The sequence below is a fragment of the Bifidobacterium angulatum DSM 20098 = JCM 7096 genome (assembly GCF_001025155.1).
Classification (GTDB): domain Bacteria; phylum Actinomycetota; class Actinomycetes; order Actinomycetales; family Bifidobacteriaceae; genus Bifidobacterium; species Bifidobacterium angulatum.
Genome location: NZ_AP012322.1, coordinates 863640 through 885141, shown reverse-complemented (window position 1 = coordinate 885141; position 21502 = coordinate 863640). Strand labels below are relative to the sequence as shown.

The following is a 21502-nucleotide window of genomic DNA, read 5'->3' as shown; positions in this document are numbered from 1 at the left end:
ACGAGCCGTATGGACACGGGCCGTATGAATCGCACGAAAAGACAACGAGGTAAGGAGAAGGCCATGCCGTTTTCCGTAGTGCATCACGATATCACCGATATGCAGGTGGATGCGATTGCCAACGCCGCGAATACCGATCTGCTGATGGGAAGCGGCGTGTGCGGCGCCATTTTCAGGGCGGCCGGAGCCAGCCGGATGCAGGAGGCATGCGACAGGCTCTCCCCCATCCGAACCGGCGAGGCTGTGATCACACCGGGGTTTGATCTGCCGGCGCGGTATGTGATCCATACCGCGGGGCCGCTCTGGCGTGGCGGAGACCATAATGAGGAGGCGCTGCTTCGTTCCTGCTATCGCAGCTGTCTGGCGATTGCGTCCGTGCACGGCTGCACCAGCATGGCGTTCCCTTTGATTTCGGCGGGCATCTACGGTTACCCGCGGGCCGAGGCGCTTGATGTGGCGGAGGATGAGATCCGCTACTGGCTCAAGGAAAACGATTCGACCATGGACGTGAAGCTTGCGTTATGGCCGTAAGCATGGTGCCTGCCGCGGCATGCACCGCCGTACCAATGTTTCCAGCGGCGCCATTCTCTGCCAGACGGCCAGGGGCTGCCTGCACCGACCCGCCTGCAGCCTGGGATACTCCGCTTGCCGCACCATCCAAGGCAACGGGCGTTGGTTCTACAACCCCACGCTGATCAGCCCATTGCCGAAGCTATCCGCGTTGGATGTGATGGTTTGCATGCATATTCTCCCTTTCTGCGCGGATGTCGGTCACGCATACCGGCAGGAAAGCCCATCATTGACAACGCTGCGCACAGTTGGACCGTGCTCAGGAACCGCTTCACCCCGGCTTTCACTGCTTTCCGCGGCTATTAGCCTTAATGGGCTACGGCAAGGGCCCGACTTTCCCGGGTGTTCAGGCTTTTGTGGCCGAGGATGGTTCCGCCGTGTGGGTGAGCACCGCTGCCGAGGGCGATGCCGTCGCCCCGATTCATGTGGCGTTCCAGGCTGCCGACAATGATGCCGTGAAGGCGTTCTATGAGGCCGGTCTTGCCAATGGCGGCACCGGTAACGGCGAACCCGGCCCGCGCCCGAGCTACGGCCCGACCTATTACGCCGCTTTCGTACACGATCTGGAAGGCAACAACATCGAGGCCATGCTCGTCTGAGTACTGCACGCGATTACGACCGTAGAAGATCCCGTCACACGGAATGCGCTCCCGTATGGCGGGATCTGTCAGATTCCCAGAGAATCGAATATCTCAGCGGCTGTATGAAAACGCGAGTTGCTTTTCGTCAAATATTCATGGACTTCTCGCAAAGTGGAAACCGTATCAGCCGGAACAGCACTCTGTTGAGGAAAATCTAATGAAAATCGAGACTCGCACGTGTCTGAATCGGGACGCCTGTGATTTCTCCTTTAGCCCATGACTACTTGAACAGGTCGAACAGGCTGAACGTAGTCTTCTTGTAGACGGTGTTATACAGCTTGCGCTTGGGGTGCAGCCAGCCCATGCCCTTCTTGCCGTAGCCGGGGATCAACGCACGCTTGACCGCACGAGTGGCGCGGCCCTTCGTACGCGCGGACAGGCTCCTCTTCCAACTGAGTTTCCTCATTCCGTATTTCACGGCGGCCTCTTTTCGGATGACTACCTCACATTGTGCCGCGCCCACAGCAAACCGACAAGTCAGGAACCCATACTTGGCTATGCTCCATCACTCGTCCAGGCACAAGGGGCAAGGATGCGGTGCGGACCACACCCTATCAAAACATGAACATCAGGAGCCTGCAACTGCATCTCAGAACATGCGATACGGTGGAACCAATGGCAGAAAGGCGGTGCGGCTATGAGTACTTGGATGATTCGCGCGGGACACGGTGGGGTGTACGCGGAAGACTGGCTTGACAAGGGGAAGATCGGCATCGGTTGGGATTTTGGAAGCAAGGATATCGCTTCCATGAAACGCGAGCAGATCCGAGCCACATATCTAGCCGAACATCCCAATGAAAGTAAAAACAGAGTGGCTGCCATCGTCGGTCAGGTGTACCGTTTCGCACACGAGATGACACAAGGACAGACCGTCGTCATGTACGATCCGGCGAGTCGTCTTTATCATATTGGCGTCATCACCGGTGATTGCGTTCCCACGCGTGATGAAGACGACCCCGCCTATACCCGTACCGTTCGTTGGGAGACATCCGCATCACGCGATGCGCTCAAGCAATCCTCCAAAAACTCCCTCGGCGGCATCCAGACTATTTTCGCCGTGTCGGACGAGGTCATGAACGACCTCCGATCAGCCACGGGGACTTCGCAGCCGATTCCGGAGGAAGCGGCAGGCGAAGACGCCTCCGACGACAATGAGGACACCCGCGCCGCCACATATGATAATGGCATCGAGCTTATCAAGGACCGCGTGAACCAACTTGACTGGGAGGACATGGAACGCCTCGTGGCAGGACTGCTCAAAGCCATGGGATATTGCGCTCGGATCACGCCGAAAGGGCCGGACGGCGGCCGCGATGTCATAGCATCTCCCGATGCCCTTGGACTGGAATCACCACGTATCGTGGTCGAAGTCAAACACCGCAAGGGTGCCATGGGAGCATCTGCGATCCGTTCCTTCATTGGCGGCCTACGCACGAACGACCACGGACTTTATGTCTCCACCGGAGGTTTCACCAGAGAAGCCCGATACGAGGCGGACCGCTCCAATGTTCCCATGCGTCTGCTCGACCTCGACGGATTCGTCCGCCATTATGTTGATGTGTATGACAAGACCGATGAGGAGACGCGCGACATTCTGCCGCTGACTCGTATTTGGTGGCCTGCGTAGAAAAGGCACAGCCGCCTAATAATACTCATCGTTGCTTATCAAGAAGATGCGACTAGACTCATCGATTTCATTCTTGACTTTCTTATTCATACATAACATCGCACAAAAACTGTGAGTATATGAGTATATGACAGTATTACTTATCAAAGTATCTGCCATCTTCTCAGTACTTCTATTTACTGGACTCTGCTTGGCTTGCTGCTTTTAATAGAGAAGTTATAGCGGACAGATTCTTCTCCGAAAAACCACGACCGGCAATTGCTTCTACAACAGCTGACTCATTTTCGCCAATATCTCCTTTAACGAAGATGCGCTCAGCAATTTCCTTGGTAATTGATTTTTTATCCTCCGTCTCAAGATTTGCTATAAAAGGCTCATACTGACGTAATGTAAGTTCCGTCCTTTTAGCTGATTTTGCTTCTCTCTGATTAAAAGTCCCCCTCCTAAATAAAAAACCAGCAATGGTGAACGACGCGATAGATACCGTCACCCGAAAAACAGAAATGGCTGTTTCTTTATCCTCAACCGCATTGAGAGCAAATCCGACAAGGAAGATTCCCACTACTGAAAAAGCAATGGCAAGAATGTCGTATACGAGTGTTGTAACCGTTTTATTCCTTGCATATTTCCCATATGAATCAGCGATGACCCATCCACTAATACTGCTTGATCTCTTTTGGACTTGCTCAAGTAATATTTCCGCCGAATGATTAATTTCTTTAATATTTTTTAAATAACTTTCAGTGATTTGTTCTATCGATTTCTCAGCATTTTCTTTAGCAGACACAAGAAAATCTTCATATTGTTCACCCATCTCCTTACGCCTTGCATTTGTTGCCTCTTCAATTTCATCGGTTCTTTTTTCCATCACCTCTTTTGTTTCAACAATTTCATTTTTTGTTGATTCCAAGAAGTCATCAAATTCATCTTTTAAAGAATCAATTTTGTCAGCCTGATCGCGAATTTCCTTGATTCTTTTTTCAGCTTCGTCAACATAATGATTGTACGTTGACTGCGCAATATCAACTACTCGTCGTCCATTATGTGCTGGCCAAGAAGAAGCAAGATGCTCAAATGCTTGATTAATATATGATTCAAGACTACTGCTTGAAAGATAATCCCGAATATATCTGAGATCATTATTTAACGTATTTAAAGTAGACTCAGACACATAATAGCAGTTTGTATTTTTTCTTCTCTCGATGTCCTCCAAAAGATACATCAGATAATTCCGCATTCCTGGAGACAAAGAGTTAATATACTCATCTTGTTTAATCTCTGAGACCATATTCCATACTGAACTATTTTCATACGCATTTCTATCTCTCATAGAATCCTCACAGACTATCGTTCAATTCGCCTATACGTGACCTTGCATTCCTTGACGCGGCGGAGCTGCTGATGGCGCAGCAGCGGGTTAAGCCAATCGCCGTCAACGAATTTTTGGAAGATGTCAAGCCCCCGGCCGGGAAGAATCTCCCATCCGGTATCCGAAGTAATGGAACGGTCGTGCAAAGTGTCTCTGAATTCGTAGGTGAGGTTCACGCCCAGCTGTGAGAACGTCGATGCCAATTCGTTCAAACCATTTAACTGCGCTTCCACGAATCCAGGATCATTATGTCCGGTCACCAGATGAACGGCTACATCCTCATCGGATTTTTTGCATCTGAGCAGCATTTCCAAGAACTCGGCCAGATTACGCAGCTGGTACGGCTTACGCACATACGCATCCTCTACAACGATTTTCTTCGCACCAGCCAAATATGGCCCGAACAGTTTGTAATACGTGATTCCACGTTGGTTTTCGACCAATTCCCACTGCTTTCCGTCGGCCTTTGCCGCAAGGCGCTCGACTGGAGTCATCGCAGCTGTTTCTTGCTGCCGCGCTACGGGCAAGGCATTGGCGTTCTCAGAAGCACCAGCTTCTCCCTCGTTACCCTCAATTGCCACGGCATCATCGGCAACAGGCGCTTCCGCCTCGCCCTTATCTTCTGAATTCTCAGCTACACGCCCACGCCAATACAACTGCGGGTAGTCAAGCTCTTCCAAGGTCTGCACGGCGACTACTTCACCGTCGCTCGCACGCTTGTATGTGAACTCGACTTCCTCCATGGTGGAGTCGATGCGGCACAGCTGATCCTTGACACGCTTGCGGCCCTCGATGGCACAACGCAGCAACGGCTCCATCTGTTCAGGAGAAGCATTGCCGCCCGGGTAAATAAGCTTCATCAATCCGGAGAACGTCTTTTTGATACCATCCTTATCTCGCGTGGACAGTGTGGAAGACAGTTCGAAATACTTTTCGAACCGGTCGCTGTAATCGGCATCGCGCAGGTTGTGCAGAATCTCCGCCAGATAGTCGACCACGAATCCGAATCCGCTGGTGAACATCTCGGAACGGATCTGTTCGAACTCCCAACCCGGCAGATAGAAGTGAATACGATCCAGAAATGCCGGATCATGGTATTGCTTCGGCAGTTCCTCGAACAGGTCGGAATTCTTCAGCATGTACGGCACGTTATGCGAGGTGTTGCCTACGAACGCCATGCTCGCCTCGCCTTGGAACGTCTCGACGCCACGGGAGAACGACTTGTTGGCCATGTAGTTCTTCATGATGTCCACCAAGTCCCGGCCGGCCTTCTTGGCCTTGCCTGCGAACTCGTCGAACGCCACCGTATCCCAATAGCCCACAAGCCCCAAGTGTCCGTTGGAATTGTTCACGAACAGTTTGGCCACTGTCACTTCCCCGCCGGATATGAGCATGCCGTGCGGTGAGAATTCCGAGTAGATGTGCGACTTGCCGGTGCCTTTCGGCCCGAGTTCAACCAGATTGTAGTTTCGCTCCACAAACGGCACCATGCGTACCAGATGCAGCAGTTTCGCCCGGTCGGAGAATAGATCGGGATTGAACCCAATGGATTGCATCAGCAGATCGATCCATTCGCTATCGGTGAATTGCGAACGTTGCTGCATGTAGTTTTCGCGATCATCACGCGACATCTGCACAGGCTTGAGCTGTAGCAACTGCCATGGTACTTCGCGCGGGTCGCCGGAATATGCGTAACCGATCTGACACATGCACCAGATGCCCGTCACCAGCAGTTTCGGATAGGCCTTTACAAGGCTTGGATCGACAATGACCTGGCTGATGCCGAGATTGGAGAATGTCGCCTCATACAGGTCGGTCTTCTCGTTAAGGGCCACCTGTACACGGTCGATAATCCTATGGCTCCCTTTCTCGCGGATTTTCGACTGGATAAGATTGGCTTCCTCACGATGCACATAGTTGTTTGCAAGAATGGTACGCACTCGATCCACACCCGACTCGATACTGGCCTGGTCGGTGTTCGTGGCATATGCGCTGAGCAGGAACTCCAGCACATATGAGGGCACCAGCGCATTGCCCTTGACCTTGTTCACCAGATCCTTGCGGACGGTGACTCCGGGGAACAGGTCGGTGGTCTTGACATCCAACGCGCTCAGGGAATTCCCATCCGCGTTGTGTTCAGGACTTTCAATCCAACCGTTCTGGCTCATACCCTGCTCATTCATTGTGTTACCCCTTACGGTCGCTCTCCTCTGTGCTCATCCAATTCAGTCGAAGAATCCGGCATCGTCGGCCACCACGCCCTGTTTGAAGAAGTATCGTGCCTTCTGGTCAAGCATGACCAGCACATTTGACCCATCTGTCTTCTCACGCAGGCGCAGTTCGATATTCGTTCCATTGAATCGTTCCGCGTCACTGGTCAGCATGAGCGTAGCCGTCACATGGCGTTCGCTTTTCTCCTGCCCGAGCAGATCGAAGGCGACCGGTGTCTCATTGGAGATGAGCACATTATTGCCTGCCGTATCGCGCCCCCACAATCCGGCCAATACGGTACGTGCACGGATTTTTCCTCCAACGGGCTCGTTCTGGAAGAATTCCACAGTCAACTGTCTGCTGGAAAGCCTGTCGGTTCGTTGCAGAATAGTGAATTCCACAGCCCTCACATCGTCGGCCGCGGAACGCCCCTTACTGACATGCAGCACAGGAACGACGATTTCCTGCAATGCTGCTCCTCCATGCACATACTTCACACCGGCGCCCTGCATGCGCAAGCGCATGATGGAGTTCGGCACTTGAATGCTTATGCCTTCATTCCGAGGATCGTCCATTCCTATCTGCGCGGCATTGAATGTCACGAACGCACGACCTGGAGCAAGATTGGCCCCGATGGAGAATCGCCGCTTTCTCACCCATACTGCATCACCCTTGGGCTGTTCGCTCAACCATTCTGTACTGTCCAGATCTCGGTCCTGATAGAGGAATCCGTGATCTGCAGTGATGATCATGTTATGAACGTTGCCGCTGGCAAGTTTTTTGACTACTTCGCCCAGTTCCTTGAACGTCTTCTCGCATGCCTCCGCTGTTTCCGATTCCGTTTTCTCCGTATCACCGGTGGCGTCGATATGGTTGTGATACACATATAGCACGTTGCAAGATTTATATAGTTCTTTGATTTCGCTGACTTTCAGCTTTGTCAAATCGTCATATCTAATCGCTTTGCCGCCTACGGCCGAAAGAATGGCGGCGCGCGCTTCGATTCCTTTGGTGCTGCGTCCATCCGCTAGAACATACAAACGGTCTTTGCCATCGAATTCGAGCGAACCGTGCGGCAGCAACGCCGCCATGCCAAGTTGCGTATAGGATGGCAGAACGCTGTATTGCATGTTCAGTTTCGTGCTGAAACGGCTTTCCCTGTCGATGCGTTCGGACAGTTCCTGCGCAACCTCGTAACGTAGCGCATCGGAAATGATCACGGCGATTTTTCTGCCGGACTTCAATACCGGCGCGATTTCACGTTCATAGAAATTGGTTTGTGTGTCCATGTCTATGAACTTCCATTGGCTAAGCGTATCGACTTGTTTTTGCCATGCCTGACCCAAATCCTGCTGATATGCCTCGTAGGCGCTTTGCAGATCATCGTCCACGCTCACCGCATCCGGGTTGGCACGATGCCATGCGAGCACATATTTTCTGTATGCACCATCGGCCTTGTACAGCTTTTCGGCATACAGCTTCATCCCTTGTTCCGGCGAGCTGATGGTGCTAATGAGTCCGCTGCATTCAGTCAACACGGCGCGAAGCCTGCTTGCGGCGGCAATGCACTCGTATTGGTCGGTATATTCTGCATACCAGAGCTTTTGCTTACGCCCGTTGATGATCCGTTGCACCTCGTCATCCGTAATGGATTGCGAGCCCAACCGTTCGAACAGCTTGTTGACGATCATCTCGTCCACGTCGCGGAACAGGTCACGGTCGGCAAGCTCCTCCACACTCATATCGGCGATTCGAGTGGACAGGTGCAGTTCCTCCACGGCATTCTCGGAAAGATTCTGCAACACCGTGCGCATGTCGATGTTTTTATACCAGTCGTCCCAGTCGCGAATAATGTTCGCATAAGCGGAAACGGCGTTCCTGCCATCGGAGAATCCGTTCCATGCCAGCTGGAACAGCCATAGCACGAAGTCTTTCACCGTTGGCTCGTTGCCGGCATCAGTATCCACATCAAAACGATAAATGCGCCGTGTTCCAGTCCAATGGAACATGCTTAATCCCATGCGTTCGATCGCGGTGATACCGGAATCGTCACCCTGCGAATATTGTGTAAGCAGCTCAGCCCAGATGTCTTGCATGCTGTGCCGATCGTCTTTCAGTTGCAGCAACGTGGCGATCATCTTCGCCTGAAAATCGGTGACGTCGTCGTGCACGTTAAGACGTTTTGCGAAGCGCTTGGCGCGTTCTTCGCTGTCGAAGAACTTCGGTACACGCTTCATAACTTCCAACCACTCGTTTCGGGTGTCGGCGGAAGCTCCCGGCAGTGTTTCCGTAAGCGTCACGGCGAGTTTGTCCATGGTGAACGTGGGGCCGTATGCCAGTTCCAAATCCAACAGCCAGTTGTCCTGAACTGCCGGGGCCGGCTCCGTCAGATATACAAGGAATTTTTGATTCGGCTGCTCGTGGAACATGCGGTAGCGCACCGTGAACGGAATGTACCGCCTGTCGTTCTCATCCCCAATTTCCGGAGTGATGAGTTCAACCTCACGCAGTATCTCATCAGTGGTGCGCTCCCCCACCAACGTTTCCACAACATCCGCGTACTGTTTCTTGTCATCACGCCAGAACACGATGCGCCCACGCTCGCCTGGCTGGCTGAAACGTCTGGCGAGCAGTCTTGTTACTTGGCTATTCTCACTCATGCAGTTCCGTCCTTTTCTTCGCTTCAGCGTATCGAGTGGCGCGGGCAGCACCAATTTTCACTGCACTGCCTTCCTCTACCAGACTCTTCAATATTCGTTGAGCCTGCCTTTCCTGCACGCCCAGTATCCGTATGGCGTCAGAGATAGAAATGCTCGCATTCCTACGCAGCGCATCAAGAATACGCTCTTTCTGGGATGGAACCACTGCAATGGCGGCATTCGGAGCAGCACTCGTTTTTGAAGTTGCTCCTTCCACAATCCCGTCATCAGAAAGCGAATCCCGTCGCAATCCCGTCACAATCCCGTCATCAGAAAGCGAATCCCGTCGCAATCCCGTCACAATACCTGTCTCTGAGCCATTGCGATAGATATTGATACGCAGATCCGTATCGCCGCCAAGAAATTCCGGTTCCGGCAATCCGGCATCGCGCATCTCCTGCATCACACGCAGGATGCCGCTCCCCCAGTGCTCGATATAACCCATGTATTCAAAAGCAGAGGCCAATGCCTCATTGCGAATTTTTGAATAGCCCTGCTTCATACGTTCAATGGTCTGTCCCATCGGCAGACGCCCGGGCGAAGTGATCTCCAATCGATTATCGTAAATCGCGATCTGAATGCTTGAATGGTCGATATAGCTGCGATGCACTATCGCGTTGACGATCAGCTCTCGAATGGCATCCGGCGGAATCTCGTACACATCCTGCCGGTACACGCCCTTGAACCGAGCACCCATATGGATGTTACGCAACACATACTGGTAGGACTTTTCGATGAGTTCCTGCGGAGTGCCCGTGAACTCACGCCTGTCCACAAACACGGCTTTAGTGGTTCCCTTGAACACTCCGCATTGTACCACGGACCGGACGGCCGTATTACCAGTCAGAATCGCATAGGCGTTGGTGGGCACCAATTGCCCATCCTGTTCCGCCAGCACACCCCATTGCAGCAACTGTTTCTCCGTAACCGTTTTGACTTTTGCAGGGTCTTCGGCATTATCCTTCGCGGTTTTCGTCAGACTTGCGCACAATGCTTCAACGTCTTCTTCCGCTACGGACAATCCAAGGCATTGCACTTGGTCGAAGCTCCGGCTGCTGCCTTCGATGGTCAGCTCCCGAATTGTGGGCTGATCGGCTTGACGCGTGGTGCCAGCTACGCGAACGAATGTTCCTTGCTCCTGGCCGAGCGACTTGATATGGTACGGACGCTGCAAGCCGGGAGCGATCTCGGCCACAATAACCGTCTTGCCGTTCACATCATGCATGGTGATGTCGGGAATAATCAGTGGCTCGCAGCTATTGACGATGGCGTCCGAAATGGAGTCCATTACCGTGAACACCTTGTCTTCGGCAATGCCAACCACGCGAAGCGTTTGGTCTTCGACGCCGAATACCAAGCATCCGCCTTGTCCATTGGCAAACGCCACCGCGGTTTTGGTGTAGTTGATGCTCCTGGAGGGAGGCGTGAGCTTGTATTCCACATTCTTGGATTCGCCACGCAACAGGGTTTTCAAGTCATACGGCATCGTCGTCTTTCCTCCTTTTCTCCAGAGTACGGCATGCTTCGAACATCTGTTCGAGACATGCCGCTGCGTTTATCACGATTCCAGTGGATGGACGGGCCAAGTCCAGGTGGAGACTTCTTTGCGCTTTCGCTCGATGGAGGGAATGACGCGAAGGGCTTTGCCCATGCGCAGGTAGTTCACCAGCACGCCGTCGTCCAGATCCATTTCCAGGTTGCGGGTAGCTAGTGGGTACAGGGTCTGGTCCTCATAATCCTTGCACTCAAGAACAGCCTTACGGAGTTTGGCGGCCTGCTTCTGGTCCGCGGCACGATCCGAATGTTCCAAGCTATCGGCGATGTCGGAGATTTTGTTGGCATAGTCGCGCAGATAGTTGAGTACCACGTTTGTAGTTTTCGGTGTATACCGGTGCAGGTACACCAGCGCCTTGAAGGTTCCCTTGTTGCTGGTTTGACTAGAGTATTGCCAGTAGATCGGTCGATTCGAATACATCTTCACATGGTCGTTGTAGAAGTCGTTCACGAAATACTTGCGAATGCTTTTACCCAGCACCTGTTCGATGTAGGCGATGTTCGCAGCCAGATTCTCCTTGCCGAACGCCACGGTGAGGAACCTGCGGAACCGTGTCACGATATCATCTTCGAAGCAGTCCGTCTCCGTGACAGGAATGACATTGTCCGCGTCCGGTCCGAATGACGGGTTCGGAATCTGTGCATGGTAGTCATCAAGTGTTTCACCCTGCGAAGCGAGAATCAAACCAGGCTTATCGAGCGAATACCTGCCGAACATGCAGCCCACCGCATACGAAATGAGCTCCTTAACCACATCTTGCGCGAATTTCTCGTTGCGCACTTCCGGAGTATCCTTCGGATATGCGAACGCGACGTTACGCTTCAACGACACGCGTTCCAACGGCACGTCACATGGCGCATCATCACGCACGCCATATGCGTCCGCCACAGCTATGTTGTTATCAATCTCAAGCTGCTGTTGTTCCGAAGCAATCATTGCCCAATACGAGCGAACATTCTTAACAAGCTCTTCTATAACGCCAGATGAAAAGTCTGTCTGTTCCTCATCAAACAATATCGGCTTACTGAAATTCCATGAAATTTCTTGAGTGTTCCAATCATCTTTAGCATTCTGAATCAAATTATCAACTTTTAAAGTCCAATTTCCCGGAAGAAGATTGGCAATCGGCAACTTCGCAACTTGTCCAACTTCAAAATGCAGAGTTGGAGCCATTGCAGCCAACAGCTGACCTGTTACCGAAGCATTGCAAATTGCAATAAGCCTGTCTCTATCCAGTTCATCTTTAGGGAAAAGACAATCACCAACATGGCTGAAAATGAAACCTTCCGGATAATACCGGAATGAAGGAGTCCCAGAAGACACATTGGACCACGATACTGAGGACTGAAAATAGAACTGTGGATTCCTAATAACTGATTTTGGCTTGAAATCATACAATTCTTGACCAGCATTTTCCCAATTAATCACATAATCTTGGTTTCCATACCATTTACGATATTCGCCACCTTTGTTATAGGGAAACCATTTATCGCAAGCCGAAGTTTTTCTGTCCTTTGCGTTATCAGACGTGAGCTTCAATTTGGATTGCGAAACTTCCCACCATTCACGTACGAATCGAGCATTATCTCCCGTTTGAAGACCTACTTTTGGCTCTGCAATTTCCTCGAGTGCTTTGTTCTTAGCAAAAGTATCTAGCATGGGTTTGCTGAGCCAGTAGACAATTGACGAACCAGGGATTTGTGCGAATTCCTGAGCAGAAACATGAAAGATAGCATTAGGCATGGCCACTGTCATCTCCTCCAACAGAACTATTTACTTGCTGCCAATCGTCAGCTACAGCCTTCCAATTCACAGACCTTGATTCTTTACCAGTCCAGACTTCCCAAAAATCGGGATCCGAAGACTTCGGCTGCTGATTTTCAGGCAACTTGTTCATCTCCACAAGCACTGGCAACTCAGAAGCCCAGCCCATCAGTATGGCCTGTCGCGCAGGTAGAACGGGAAGGTCTTTCATAAGTCCATGCATGTTATCGGGAACAAGGCGATGAACTAGTTCCTGATCTTTATCGTTGCTGATACGATGAAGCAGAAAACTGTTGCATTGGGAAAGTACCGTCGGAGATAACTCGCTTGGCCTCTGCGAGGAAAGCACAAGGCCAAGTCCAAATTTTCGCCCTTCACGTGCAATTTTCTCAAAAATTTCAGTACAAAGACGTGAAGCAGATTGATCATCTGAGTCTTGTGAATATCGCTTAATGAACGTATGCGCCTCTTCCATAACCAGTACAGTCGGAAGAACCTTGCCATCATTTAACTTGCGATATCGTTGAAGTGCCTCTAACGTCATTCGGGCAATAACAGCAGTAACAATTTGTATCATCTCTGCCGGAACAAGCGAAAGATCGATTACACAAATTGGACCATTGGCACCTTGATCAGCACCAATATAATTAGCCAACCAGTCATCAAGCGTAATCTGAACATCATCACCAGAAACTGCTTTTAACTTACTATCTGCAAGCAACGTTCGTATTCTCATCAGCATGGTTTCAACATAATCTGAAGTATTCATCATTTCGGATGTAGCCTCGATGCTTCTCAATAGCTGGTCGCCAGTAAAAGGACGAGGAACATCGGCACTTAATGGCAAAACATCTTGATCACTGCCACCAAAAAAATGATGCGCATTTTTTAATAGCAAAAGCAGCTCGTCGATTTCTTGCCTTTTAAAATCTACTGGCGCAAATTTTTGGTTTCTCGCTTGCACAAGACTGTCAATATAATCACGAATACATGACAGCGCCTTTTTCTCCTCTTTAGTAAATGAGTCATCATCGACAAGACTATCCCGCCAATTTTGAATTTTATTCAAAAACCCTTTAATGTGCCCATAGTTGTTATCCCACGGTGTTCCTGTACGTTTTATGATTTGCATACTACTAACCAGCGTACGCAAAAAACTCCTCATGCCCGCACTAGGTGCATAATCTTCTTTTAAAGCACCGTCTCGAACAGACCTTAAAGATTGCACTAGCATCGGCTTTTGAGCACGGCCACTCGCTTTGACAAAAGTAGCCCACTCCTCTGCATTCCAAAACCAGAAAGGAACTTTAAGCTGCTGACGAACCTCATCGCCCTCTACAGCAAAAATTCGAGTCCCACCAATATCATGAAATGTATTGGAATATTCACCATTAGGATCCAAAATGATGAATCGCGCATTTGGAAGGTTACTATCCGAATCTTCCCGCTGTTTTTTTGCTTCCTCAAGAGACCAACGAATCAATCCTGCTACGGAGCAAGATTTGCCACTACCCGTGTTACCCAATACAGCAAGATGACGGCCAAATAGTCTATTGGGATCCACCCTTACCTCGGCATTGGCCGCAAGAGGACTATGCCCAATCAGAACATACCGGTTCTCACCAGATTCAACAATCGCCCGCAATTGCGCTTGCGTAGGAATGAGAACAGAATCTCCCACCGTAGGATATCCCTCAACTCCACGATGAAACTCATAACTGGTTGTAGATTTTGCTATCTCATCACTCAGAGACAGCACACCCATGGGAGTTAAGCTCATCTTACGAAGAGGATAAGGTAAATCGATTAAGCCAAAATCTTTTAGTCCCTGTCTCTTGGGATATTGGGACCGTTCAATGGTAATCCATACGACTTGAGCTACTAAGTAGCCTCCATCACAGGGAATTAGAACATACCCATTGACACGGGGAAATGTTCTTGGTTCACCCGTGTTCAGTGCCACTTGATCAGGTGCTTCGATATCCAGTTGGGCGCGAATCTCATCAGGTGATACAAAATCGATTGTGCCGACTCTCAATGAGTCAGCATATGCCAAGGGCGAAAGACTCATAGCTTATTTTCCCTCCCCTCCGTGACGGCCTTTTTCTCTGATTTATCACTCTGGCTGCTCGAATCATCTGCTCCCCCCATACGTTGCCTCAGAAGTTCAGACATACGGAACGTCGTTTTATCGATAGCCGGTTTAGGCAAATAGTACGTAGACAACGTTGAGAAATCGGCCAAAGCCGGTCCTATCATTAAACTTGTTTGCGCAGACCTGCCCCATTCCTTAAAGGTCTTCATTATTCTCCCTAAGCGGTCATCATAAGAAATAATGACAAGATGCGTTGAGGGAATCGTCAACATATCCTTAATTACTCTATTGATATGATCATCACCAAAACTGTACCCATACGTCACCAAAGTACTATTGGGACGACAAATAGCAGCAGCAAAGTCGCGGAATAAATCGACATAAGGATAACCCGCTGTTTCAATATCTTTAGCAGCGTTCGGATAAACCATCAGCTTGTATGCCGCCGATTCGCTGAAACCCGCCACATCAAAGAATGGTTCAACGCTTTTTGCTCCGAACGGTATTCCAATTCGACGTATACCGTCCACAGTCTGAACCCAATCAACGGATCCGTGAAGTTTAGTATACCGTGCCACACCCTCCAGATAACGAGGCTCTCCACGCATTCCTGGCGGATTATAATGCATGTCCAAGTTCAAACGTGAAGAACGGAAAATCGGAGAAATACTCCCCACGAACCGATCCAACAGATGCATACCTGCAAGTTCTGCACCTATCTCAATTACGCGATCATAGTTCGTGGTAAAAATATTGACACGATCTCTTGTCCCTGTTCTGCTTGCAAAACTCATTAGGAAAGTTACAAGGGCATTAAAGGCTTCTTCGCGCTTATTTTGATCGGCCTCAGCAATTGCCGTTTCTCCGGCAAGCACAGAATTCGCAAAATGCATCAAAACCGTCTTCAACCTATTTTGCAGAGTTGAAGCTTCTTCTCCCCTGTTGAGAATTTCTAATCCACGAATCAATTCATTTGCAACGCGAATCTGATCTTCAATATTGGCACCATCCCTACCTGCCGCCTTAGCACTAGACAATGCAGCAGTATTAATTTCTTTATTAAATTTTGGAAACTTAACAGTATTCATTCCAGCACCGGTTTTACTCGTTGCCATTAGCGATACAGCCGTGCTGAGTCCTGAACCGGCCAGCAAACTAAGATGCTCGGACTGGAATAATGCTGTCAGCCACGGCTCAATACGTTCACGCAATGTCCTTGTGTTGAAGTTAGCAACATTTTGCAACCAGTTTGGCTGGAATGTTCCGTCATAAAGTTCGAACTCAGCACTTTTGTTTGTGTCTTGGTCATTTATTCTCTTAAAACAAACTGGCTCTCTGTCGTCACGGACCTTAAGGATGTTTTCCGGGGTAAAATCACTCATTTTGATTACCACTTTCCTGAAGAGCAGCAGTTCTGAGCATACGCTCTTTCTCTTTCTCGGATTCGCCATTCACGAGTTGAATGAACGTGCCGAGATAATGGGAGACAAACGAATTTAACAATACAAATGCCGTCGTGGATACTACTTCTCCACCAATGCTACCAAATGCTCTTGTTCCAAGATGAGCCATAGTAGTTATAGTGCACTTTTGGAGAATATCCCTTCTTAACGCTTCAAACGAGGAAAGAAACATCCACGATTGCATCGTAATCATGCCTAACATCGCGTTATGCCGCAGGAATTGCCGGTTACGCATGATGAATACGGCGAAGAGGTCAGCCTTACCATCCTCATAATGGTCCTGTACGAACTGTTTGAGCTCGCCGCTCATGTTCTTTGCGCCCATGTATGGCGGGTTCGCCACCACTGCCGCGTATTTGCAGGCAAGATACCTTGTTTGAGCGAAAACCTCCTCCGCATGTTCACGCAGAAGCGGGTCGAACAGCGTGCCAATGTCATCAGCATTTTTCTGCGCTGACGCCGCCAATTCAACAAGCTCCTGCGGCGGCTGAATCAACGAACCATACACGTCCGCCTTCGCATAGGTGTTCCATACCATGGAATCCAGATTCACCTGGTATAGGTCATTCAGCTCGGCGACGTCGTCTTCCTTGAACGTAATCGGCGCAATGCGCTGAATATTCGGCTCCACCTGCTTCTTGAAGAATCTACGGGAACGGGAGCGTGCCTTCATGGTCAGAGCGAAGGCGGCAAGGCTTGCGGCTCGCTCGTCGATTTCCATGCCGTACAGGTTGTGTTTGAGAATCAGGCTGGGAATATCGCTCGGCGCATACCCCTCCTCCTCGTAGATCTCATACAGCAGGTCGAACGCGTAGGTAAGCATGTGGCCGGAACCGCATGCAGGATCGCATACGGTCAGGTCTTCCGGAGTCCGGATTGCGAGAATATCCTCGTTCCCGACGGAATCATTCTCTGAAGGCCAGATGTAATAATCCCAGTTTTTGTGCAGCTGGCTATCCGGATGCGACTGCATCCACAACCTGCCCACGGTGTTCTGCACGAGGTAGCGCACGATCCAATCCGGCGTGAACAGCTGGGTGGCGGCGGGAATCTCATTGGCTCCGGCTTTGTGGTTCTTCTTGAACCCGTCCATCACCTCGTTCTTGCGTTCCGAAATGTAGTACTGGTACAGCCAGCCGATGATCTCCACATTGCCGGACGGATCGTCAACACCGCAATCCTCCGGGGTCATGACCTCCACCGCATTCCTCAACACGGAACCCTCGGCGAGCAGATCGGCTGGCATGAGCAGTTCATCCACTCTGCCGGCCTCCTTGCCGACGTTTTCGAACATGAACGGCAGGTTACGATTCCAGAACCGGCATTCGGATTGCAGCAGCAGACCATACGCGCGGCCCTGCGGATCATCCGCCAGAATGGAACCACTCAGCAATCCTTCAATGCGCTCTTTGGCCTTATCATTCACCCGCAACGAGAACACCCTGCTGTCATACTCGCCTCGTTTCGCCGCTGCAAGCACTTCCGGCAGACCATTCGTGCTGGTCAAACCGACTGGAGAGACCACCGGCGTGCCGGTGAACCCGTGCACATCCATGTAACGGAACGCGATGATGCGGTTGAACCATCGGTACGCATAACGTTCCACCACATGCTTGCGGCCCTGCTCACTTCCACCGGCACGCTCGATCTCACGCTGCAGAAAATCGAACGCACGCGGGTCGTCAACCTGGGCGTCGGAATTCGGCACCAATGCGGCGTCAAGCCGGGCCCTCACCGCGTTCATGAGCTGTCGGCGCGCATCCGTTGCGAAGGCTTGCAGTTTCGACGTGTTCATAGCAGGATCTTCTTTCCATTCTCAATGGCGGCGATAAGCTCACGGCGGTAAGCATCAAGGAAGTCATCCACATCATCCTTGGTTTCCAAGGCGTCCTTGGTATGCGGCCTGCTGATGGTGGCGAACGACACGGCCACGCGCGGGGTTTCCTTTTGTTGCGATTCAGGAATGTTCACATCCATCGGCGTAGTAGATGGAGTCTGCGCCTCATCTGCGAGTGCGGTCTTCGGCCTCGGCGCGGAGGCTGCTAGCGTGTTGATGAGTTGTGGGTAGGTGCGTTCGCTCAGTTCGTGTACGCTTTCGCGCATTTTGTAGATGAACGGTATGCGCTGCATGCGTTCCGCCACTTGGTCCAGTTCTGTCTCGACCTTGGTTTGCGCGGCTTGTGTTGCGTGCTGATATTCGGTGGAATCGTGGATTCTGGTGCGAATATCTTCCACGTCGTTAAGCGCGTTGGCGCGTTCGGTTTGGATGGTTGCGTCTGTTGCCTCACGCAGATCGTCAATGGCAGTCTTGAATTTATTAGTTTTGCGGAAGATGTTCGGGTCGTTTGCCAGCTGTTCCGCGGATTGGTACAGGTTTGCTGCCGTAGTACCAGATACATAGTCGATGTTCGGCTTGTTGTTTTTCAGCCATTCCAATCCGTCTGCAAGAATCCTGGATTGGGAGCCGTTGAGGAAAGCGACAATCGGGTCGATTACGTCTTCTTTAAACTCGAGCAGTTCCTCGGAACCGTTTTCGGTTTCTTGTGCGGTGAAATCGCCAAGCAGCCAGTCCTCACCCATTCCGGAGGCATAGTTGATTTTCTCAATGGCCTTGTCGAGCTGCTGCACAAAGCCGAATCGGGCATTGCGCACGCGCAGCTGGGTCAAACTCTCCGCTTCCCGCTTAAGTCGCGTGGTAACGGCCTCCGCCAGATCAATCGCATTCGATGGCAGGTCCGCGGCGGTGAGCCCAAGGAAATCCCTGGCGAAGTCACGCAGCTGTGAAACTTTTCTCGTGTCGAATACGCGTGGCAGATCCACTCGGATGGAATCCTGCTTCTTCGTTTCCCTAAGCAAACGGGCGGCCTCGCTGCGCTGCACCGGCTTGCCATCCAGCGTCAGCGTGATTCTGTCGGAACCATACAGGTGGCCGATGCATGCGAGCGTGGCGGCGTACGGCCAACCATAGGGAACGCTGCCGTAGGCATCAAGAAGGCTCTTGACGGTGGCGAATATGCCTTTGCCTTTGTCACGACTGACCGCGGCGAACACATCATCGGCGGGAACGTCGAGCTTGTCCTGCACTGCGTTCATGCCGTCAAGCATGCCAGGCTGGTGCTGCGAAGCGTTCATGATGATACGGGCGAGATCCGTTTCCTCATATCGTTGCCCGCCGAGCAGGGAGAAGTTCGTGTAATACCGGCCGATAAGCGTTCCAAGACCTTCCGCCATACGGGCCTGCACCTCGGTGGATTTCACTTCCACGGTTCCGCCGTTATAGTCGAACTCGCCATTGGCTGCGGCTTTGACGATGCGGGTACGCAGCTCCGTGTAAAGCCTTTCATTGGCGACGCTCTTACGGGAGATGATCTGCTGGCGCACTTCTGACTGGCTGTTCTTGTCGGTGCGCATGAGGTATGTGTAGGTTTTCACGTACATGCGCAGATCATCGAACAGTGTTCTGTCGGACATATCCAACAGCAAAGTGATGGTGTCGCGCATACCCATGCCCATGCGAATGGCATCGGCACGGTCCTGCGCATTGGTCGATGTGACCACGTTCAACCAGATGGGCTGTTGCGCGGACTGTTGCACCCCATCGATGCGCAAACCATAGCGGAACTGGGCACGCTGTTCGCCGTATGCCACGGTCATCTTGCCGAGCACGTCACTGACCAGGATCTTCTTCAGCTCATCGATTTCCTTGCTGGAGTCGATGTCCGTGCTTTTGATCTCCTGCTCGATATCCTGCTCTTCGTTGGTCAGGTAATTGTAGGTATCTCCCACACGCTGCACATACGTGTCTTTTTCCAACTCTCCCAGAACATACTTGATGTTCCGTTCCAGTTCCATCACGTCCATGTCGAACTGGTCGGTCAGCAGAATGCGCAGGTTATGCGGTGTGGTGGGGAATCCGTCGACATGCTTGACCAGCAGCAGCACCTTCAGCAGGCGCACGCCCAGCTCCTTTATATCGGAGCCGAGTCTCTTTTCGGCTTGGTTGATGCGGAAGTTCGAGGTTGATTGGATGGCGTCGGCAATACCGTCATATAGTTTGTCGAACGGCATCAGGGCCCCGACCATCTCATTCTGGCTGGACCGCAGCGTGCTGCTGATGGTGGAAAGCATGGACCGTTCACCCACGGACGCATGACGCCCGGAGAACATGTTGTACCGGCTCATTTCCCGCAGCACGTTCTGGAACAGCTCGAACTCATAGTTCACAAACGGATACGATGCGATGAAATCGTCCTTGCTGTATGCCTTGTTATTACTGAATTTCGAAGTCTCACGAGTGAATTCGAACATGGTGCGCAGGTTCGCGTTCTGCTCATCCCACAGCTCGTTCATCACCGACTCATATTCCGGTTTCTTGGTCAGCAAGCGCTTCTGAATGACCTCCACCACGTCGGCGCTGTTAAGCTTCAGCTTGATGGAGAATCTGCCCTGGATCTTCGAAAAGTCATAGCTTTGCTGCTTGGTCCGATCACCGACGATGGTATCCATGTCTTCCTGAGAGGTGACCACTACCCACGCACGCCCGTTGGTCTTAACGGCAAGATCCTCGGCAATAGATTGCAGGGACAGCATGAGCTCCCTGTTCTCACCGATAAACTGGCCAACCTCGTCCACGAGGAACAGGATGCGGCGGTTCGGTTCCTGATGGGACAGCCATGCGTTCACGTCGTCTGCGAAATCGCCGACCGTCATCGTATACGTATCCTCATAGCGCTGGATGATGCTATCCTGCTCCGGCTTGCCCGTCACCGCGGCATAGGCTTCGCAGATCTCATCATCCCATAGCACGGCCTCACCACGGCCTTCGCTCCATGGTTTGCCAGCCACCTGCTCGAACTCTTGTTTGAAATCCTCGAAATAACCATTGCTCGCCAAATCGCGTTCGAATTTCGCAACGTATGGATTCTTGCCGTAGAAACCACGCGCCTCATCGAATACGCGGACAAAAGCGTACAGCAGCATGTCGGAGGCATTGGATTTATCCGCCTTCTGATCGATGTTGAATAGAATCGACGTGGCTGGTATCGTCAAAGCCTTTTCAAGCTGGCCTGCAAGCATCTGGTCATCCTGTGCTTCGGCCTTGCCCATGAAGGCATGAACAATCTGTTCGCGACTCATGGTCGGCTTATTGCCCTTGTCAACGAGTTCAGCCGGGACCTCGCCCAGAATATGCGACAGCATCTTCAACAGGTGCGATTTACCAGAACCGAAGAAACCGGAGATCCATGCACCGTTCTGTTCGTGGTTCGACGGGTCGTTGTATGCGTCAAGGAATTTGGCCAGATTGCGGCAAATCTCCTCCGTAAGCACATACTCGTTGACCTCATCGTCAAGGTTCTTCTCATCATTGGCCTTGATCACACCATTGATATTGCGGTCAATGTCTTTGCTGAACAACTCCTTGAAGCTGATAGCGCTTTCCCCGTTCATCTGCGTTCCCTTCTTCTTTGAACGAATACTTCGCAAGCGTTACTCGCATTCCACCTAAAT

The 21502-nt window shown here is 51.3% G+C and carries 13 protein-coding genes; 3 read left to right on the top strand and 10 right to left on the bottom strand.

The features are described from left to right. Positions 1-63 precede the first annotated feature (63 nt). Together BBAG_RS03525 and BBAG_RS03520 are read left to right on the top strand one after the other, a co-directional pair. On the top strand, positions 64-531 hold the full coding sequence (locus tag BBAG_RS03525; RefSeq protein WP_033508181.1) for a macro domain-containing protein: 468 nt from the start codon (positions 64-66) through the stop codon (positions 529-531). Between the two features lie 350 nt (positions 532-881). After that, complete coding sequence (locus tag BBAG_RS03520) at positions 882-1169, top strand: VOC family protein (RefSeq protein WP_003826176.1); 288 nt, start codon at positions 882-884, stop codon at positions 1167-1169. Between the two features lie 262 nt (positions 1170-1431). Here the strand turns inward: BBAG_RS03520 and BBAG_RS03515 are convergent, their stop codons facing one another. Next, positions 1432-1629, bottom strand: a complete 198-nt coding sequence (locus BBAG_RS03515) for a hypothetical protein (RefSeq protein ID WP_033508183.1) — start codon at positions 1627-1629, stop codon at positions 1432-1434. 219 nt (positions 1630-1848) lie between these two features. On the opposite strand from BBAG_RS03515, the gene BBAG_RS03510 reads away from it, so the two are divergent. After that, complete coding sequence (locus BBAG_RS03510) at positions 1849-2838, top strand: restriction endonuclease (protein WP_231855896.1); 990 nt, start codon at positions 1849-1851, stop codon at positions 2836-2838. Between the two features lie 172 nt (positions 2839-3010). Here the strand turns inward: BBAG_RS03510 and BBAG_RS03505 are convergent, their stop codons facing one another. From BBAG_RS03505 to brxC, 9 genes are all read right to left on the bottom strand, one after another. Continuing rightward, positions 3011-4168: a hypothetical protein gene (locus BBAG_RS03505; RefSeq protein WP_152595274.1), complete on the bottom strand. Its 1158-nt coding sequence runs from the start codon at positions 4166-4168 to the stop codon at positions 3011-3013. Between the two features lie 14 nt (positions 4169-4182). Continuing rightward, the gene (brxL, locus tag BBAG_RS03500; RefSeq protein ID WP_003826167.1) at positions 4183-6390 is read right to left on the bottom strand and encodes a BREX system Lon protease-like protein BrxL; all 2208 of its coding nucleotides are present in this window, start codon (positions 6388-6390) and stop codon (positions 4183-4185) included. A 42-nt stretch (positions 6391-6432) separates the two neighbouring features. Next, positions 6433-9078, bottom strand: coding sequence for a BREX-1 system phosphatase PglZ type A (pglZ, locus tag BBAG_RS03495; protein ID WP_003826165.1), 2646 nt, complete (start codon positions 9076-9078; stop codon positions 6433-6435). Further along, positions 9071-10603 carry an ATP-binding protein gene (locus BBAG_RS03490; RefSeq protein ID WP_003826163.1) on the bottom strand — a complete coding sequence of 511 codons (1533 nt, stop codon included), beginning with the start codon at positions 10601-10603 and terminating at the stop codon, positions 9071-9073. The genes pglZ and BBAG_RS03490 overlap by 8 nt, the downstream gene beginning before the upstream one ends. Before the next feature lie 72 nt (positions 10604-10675). Next, positions 10676-12415 carry a BREX-1 system adenine-specific DNA-methyltransferase PglX gene (gene pglX / locus BBAG_RS08455; protein WP_231855908.1) on the bottom strand — a complete coding sequence of 580 codons (1740 nt, stop codon included), beginning with the start codon at positions 12413-12415 and terminating at the stop codon, positions 10676-10678. After that, the gene (locus tag BBAG_RS03480) at positions 12408-14507 is read right to left on the bottom strand and encodes an ATP-binding protein (RefSeq protein ID WP_033508187.1); all 2100 of its coding nucleotides are present in this window, start codon (positions 14505-14507) and stop codon (positions 12408-12410) included. Before BBAG_RS03480 ends, pglX (BBAG_RS08455) begins: the two co-directional genes overlap by 8 nt. Then, entirely contained in the window at positions 14504-15913 is a 1410-nt protein-coding gene (locus BBAG_RS03475; RefSeq protein ID WP_003826157.1) for an SIR2 family protein, read from the bottom strand. The genes BBAG_RS03480 and BBAG_RS03475 overlap by 4 nt, the downstream gene beginning before the upstream one ends. After that, the gene (gene pglX, locus BBAG_RS03470) at positions 15906-17789 is read right to left on the bottom strand and encodes a BREX-1 system adenine-specific DNA-methyltransferase PglX (RefSeq protein ID WP_003826155.1); all 1884 of its coding nucleotides are present in this window, start codon (positions 17787-17789) and stop codon (positions 15906-15908) included. The genes BBAG_RS03475 and pglX (BBAG_RS03470) overlap by 8 nt, the downstream gene beginning before the upstream one ends. Beyond that, entirely contained in the window at positions 17786-21442 is a 3657-nt protein-coding gene (gene brxC / locus BBAG_RS03465; RefSeq protein WP_003826153.1) for a BREX system P-loop protein BrxC, read from the bottom strand. Before brxC ends, pglX (BBAG_RS03470) begins: the two co-directional genes overlap by 4 nt. Between the last annotated feature and the right edge of the window lie 60 nt (positions 21443-21502).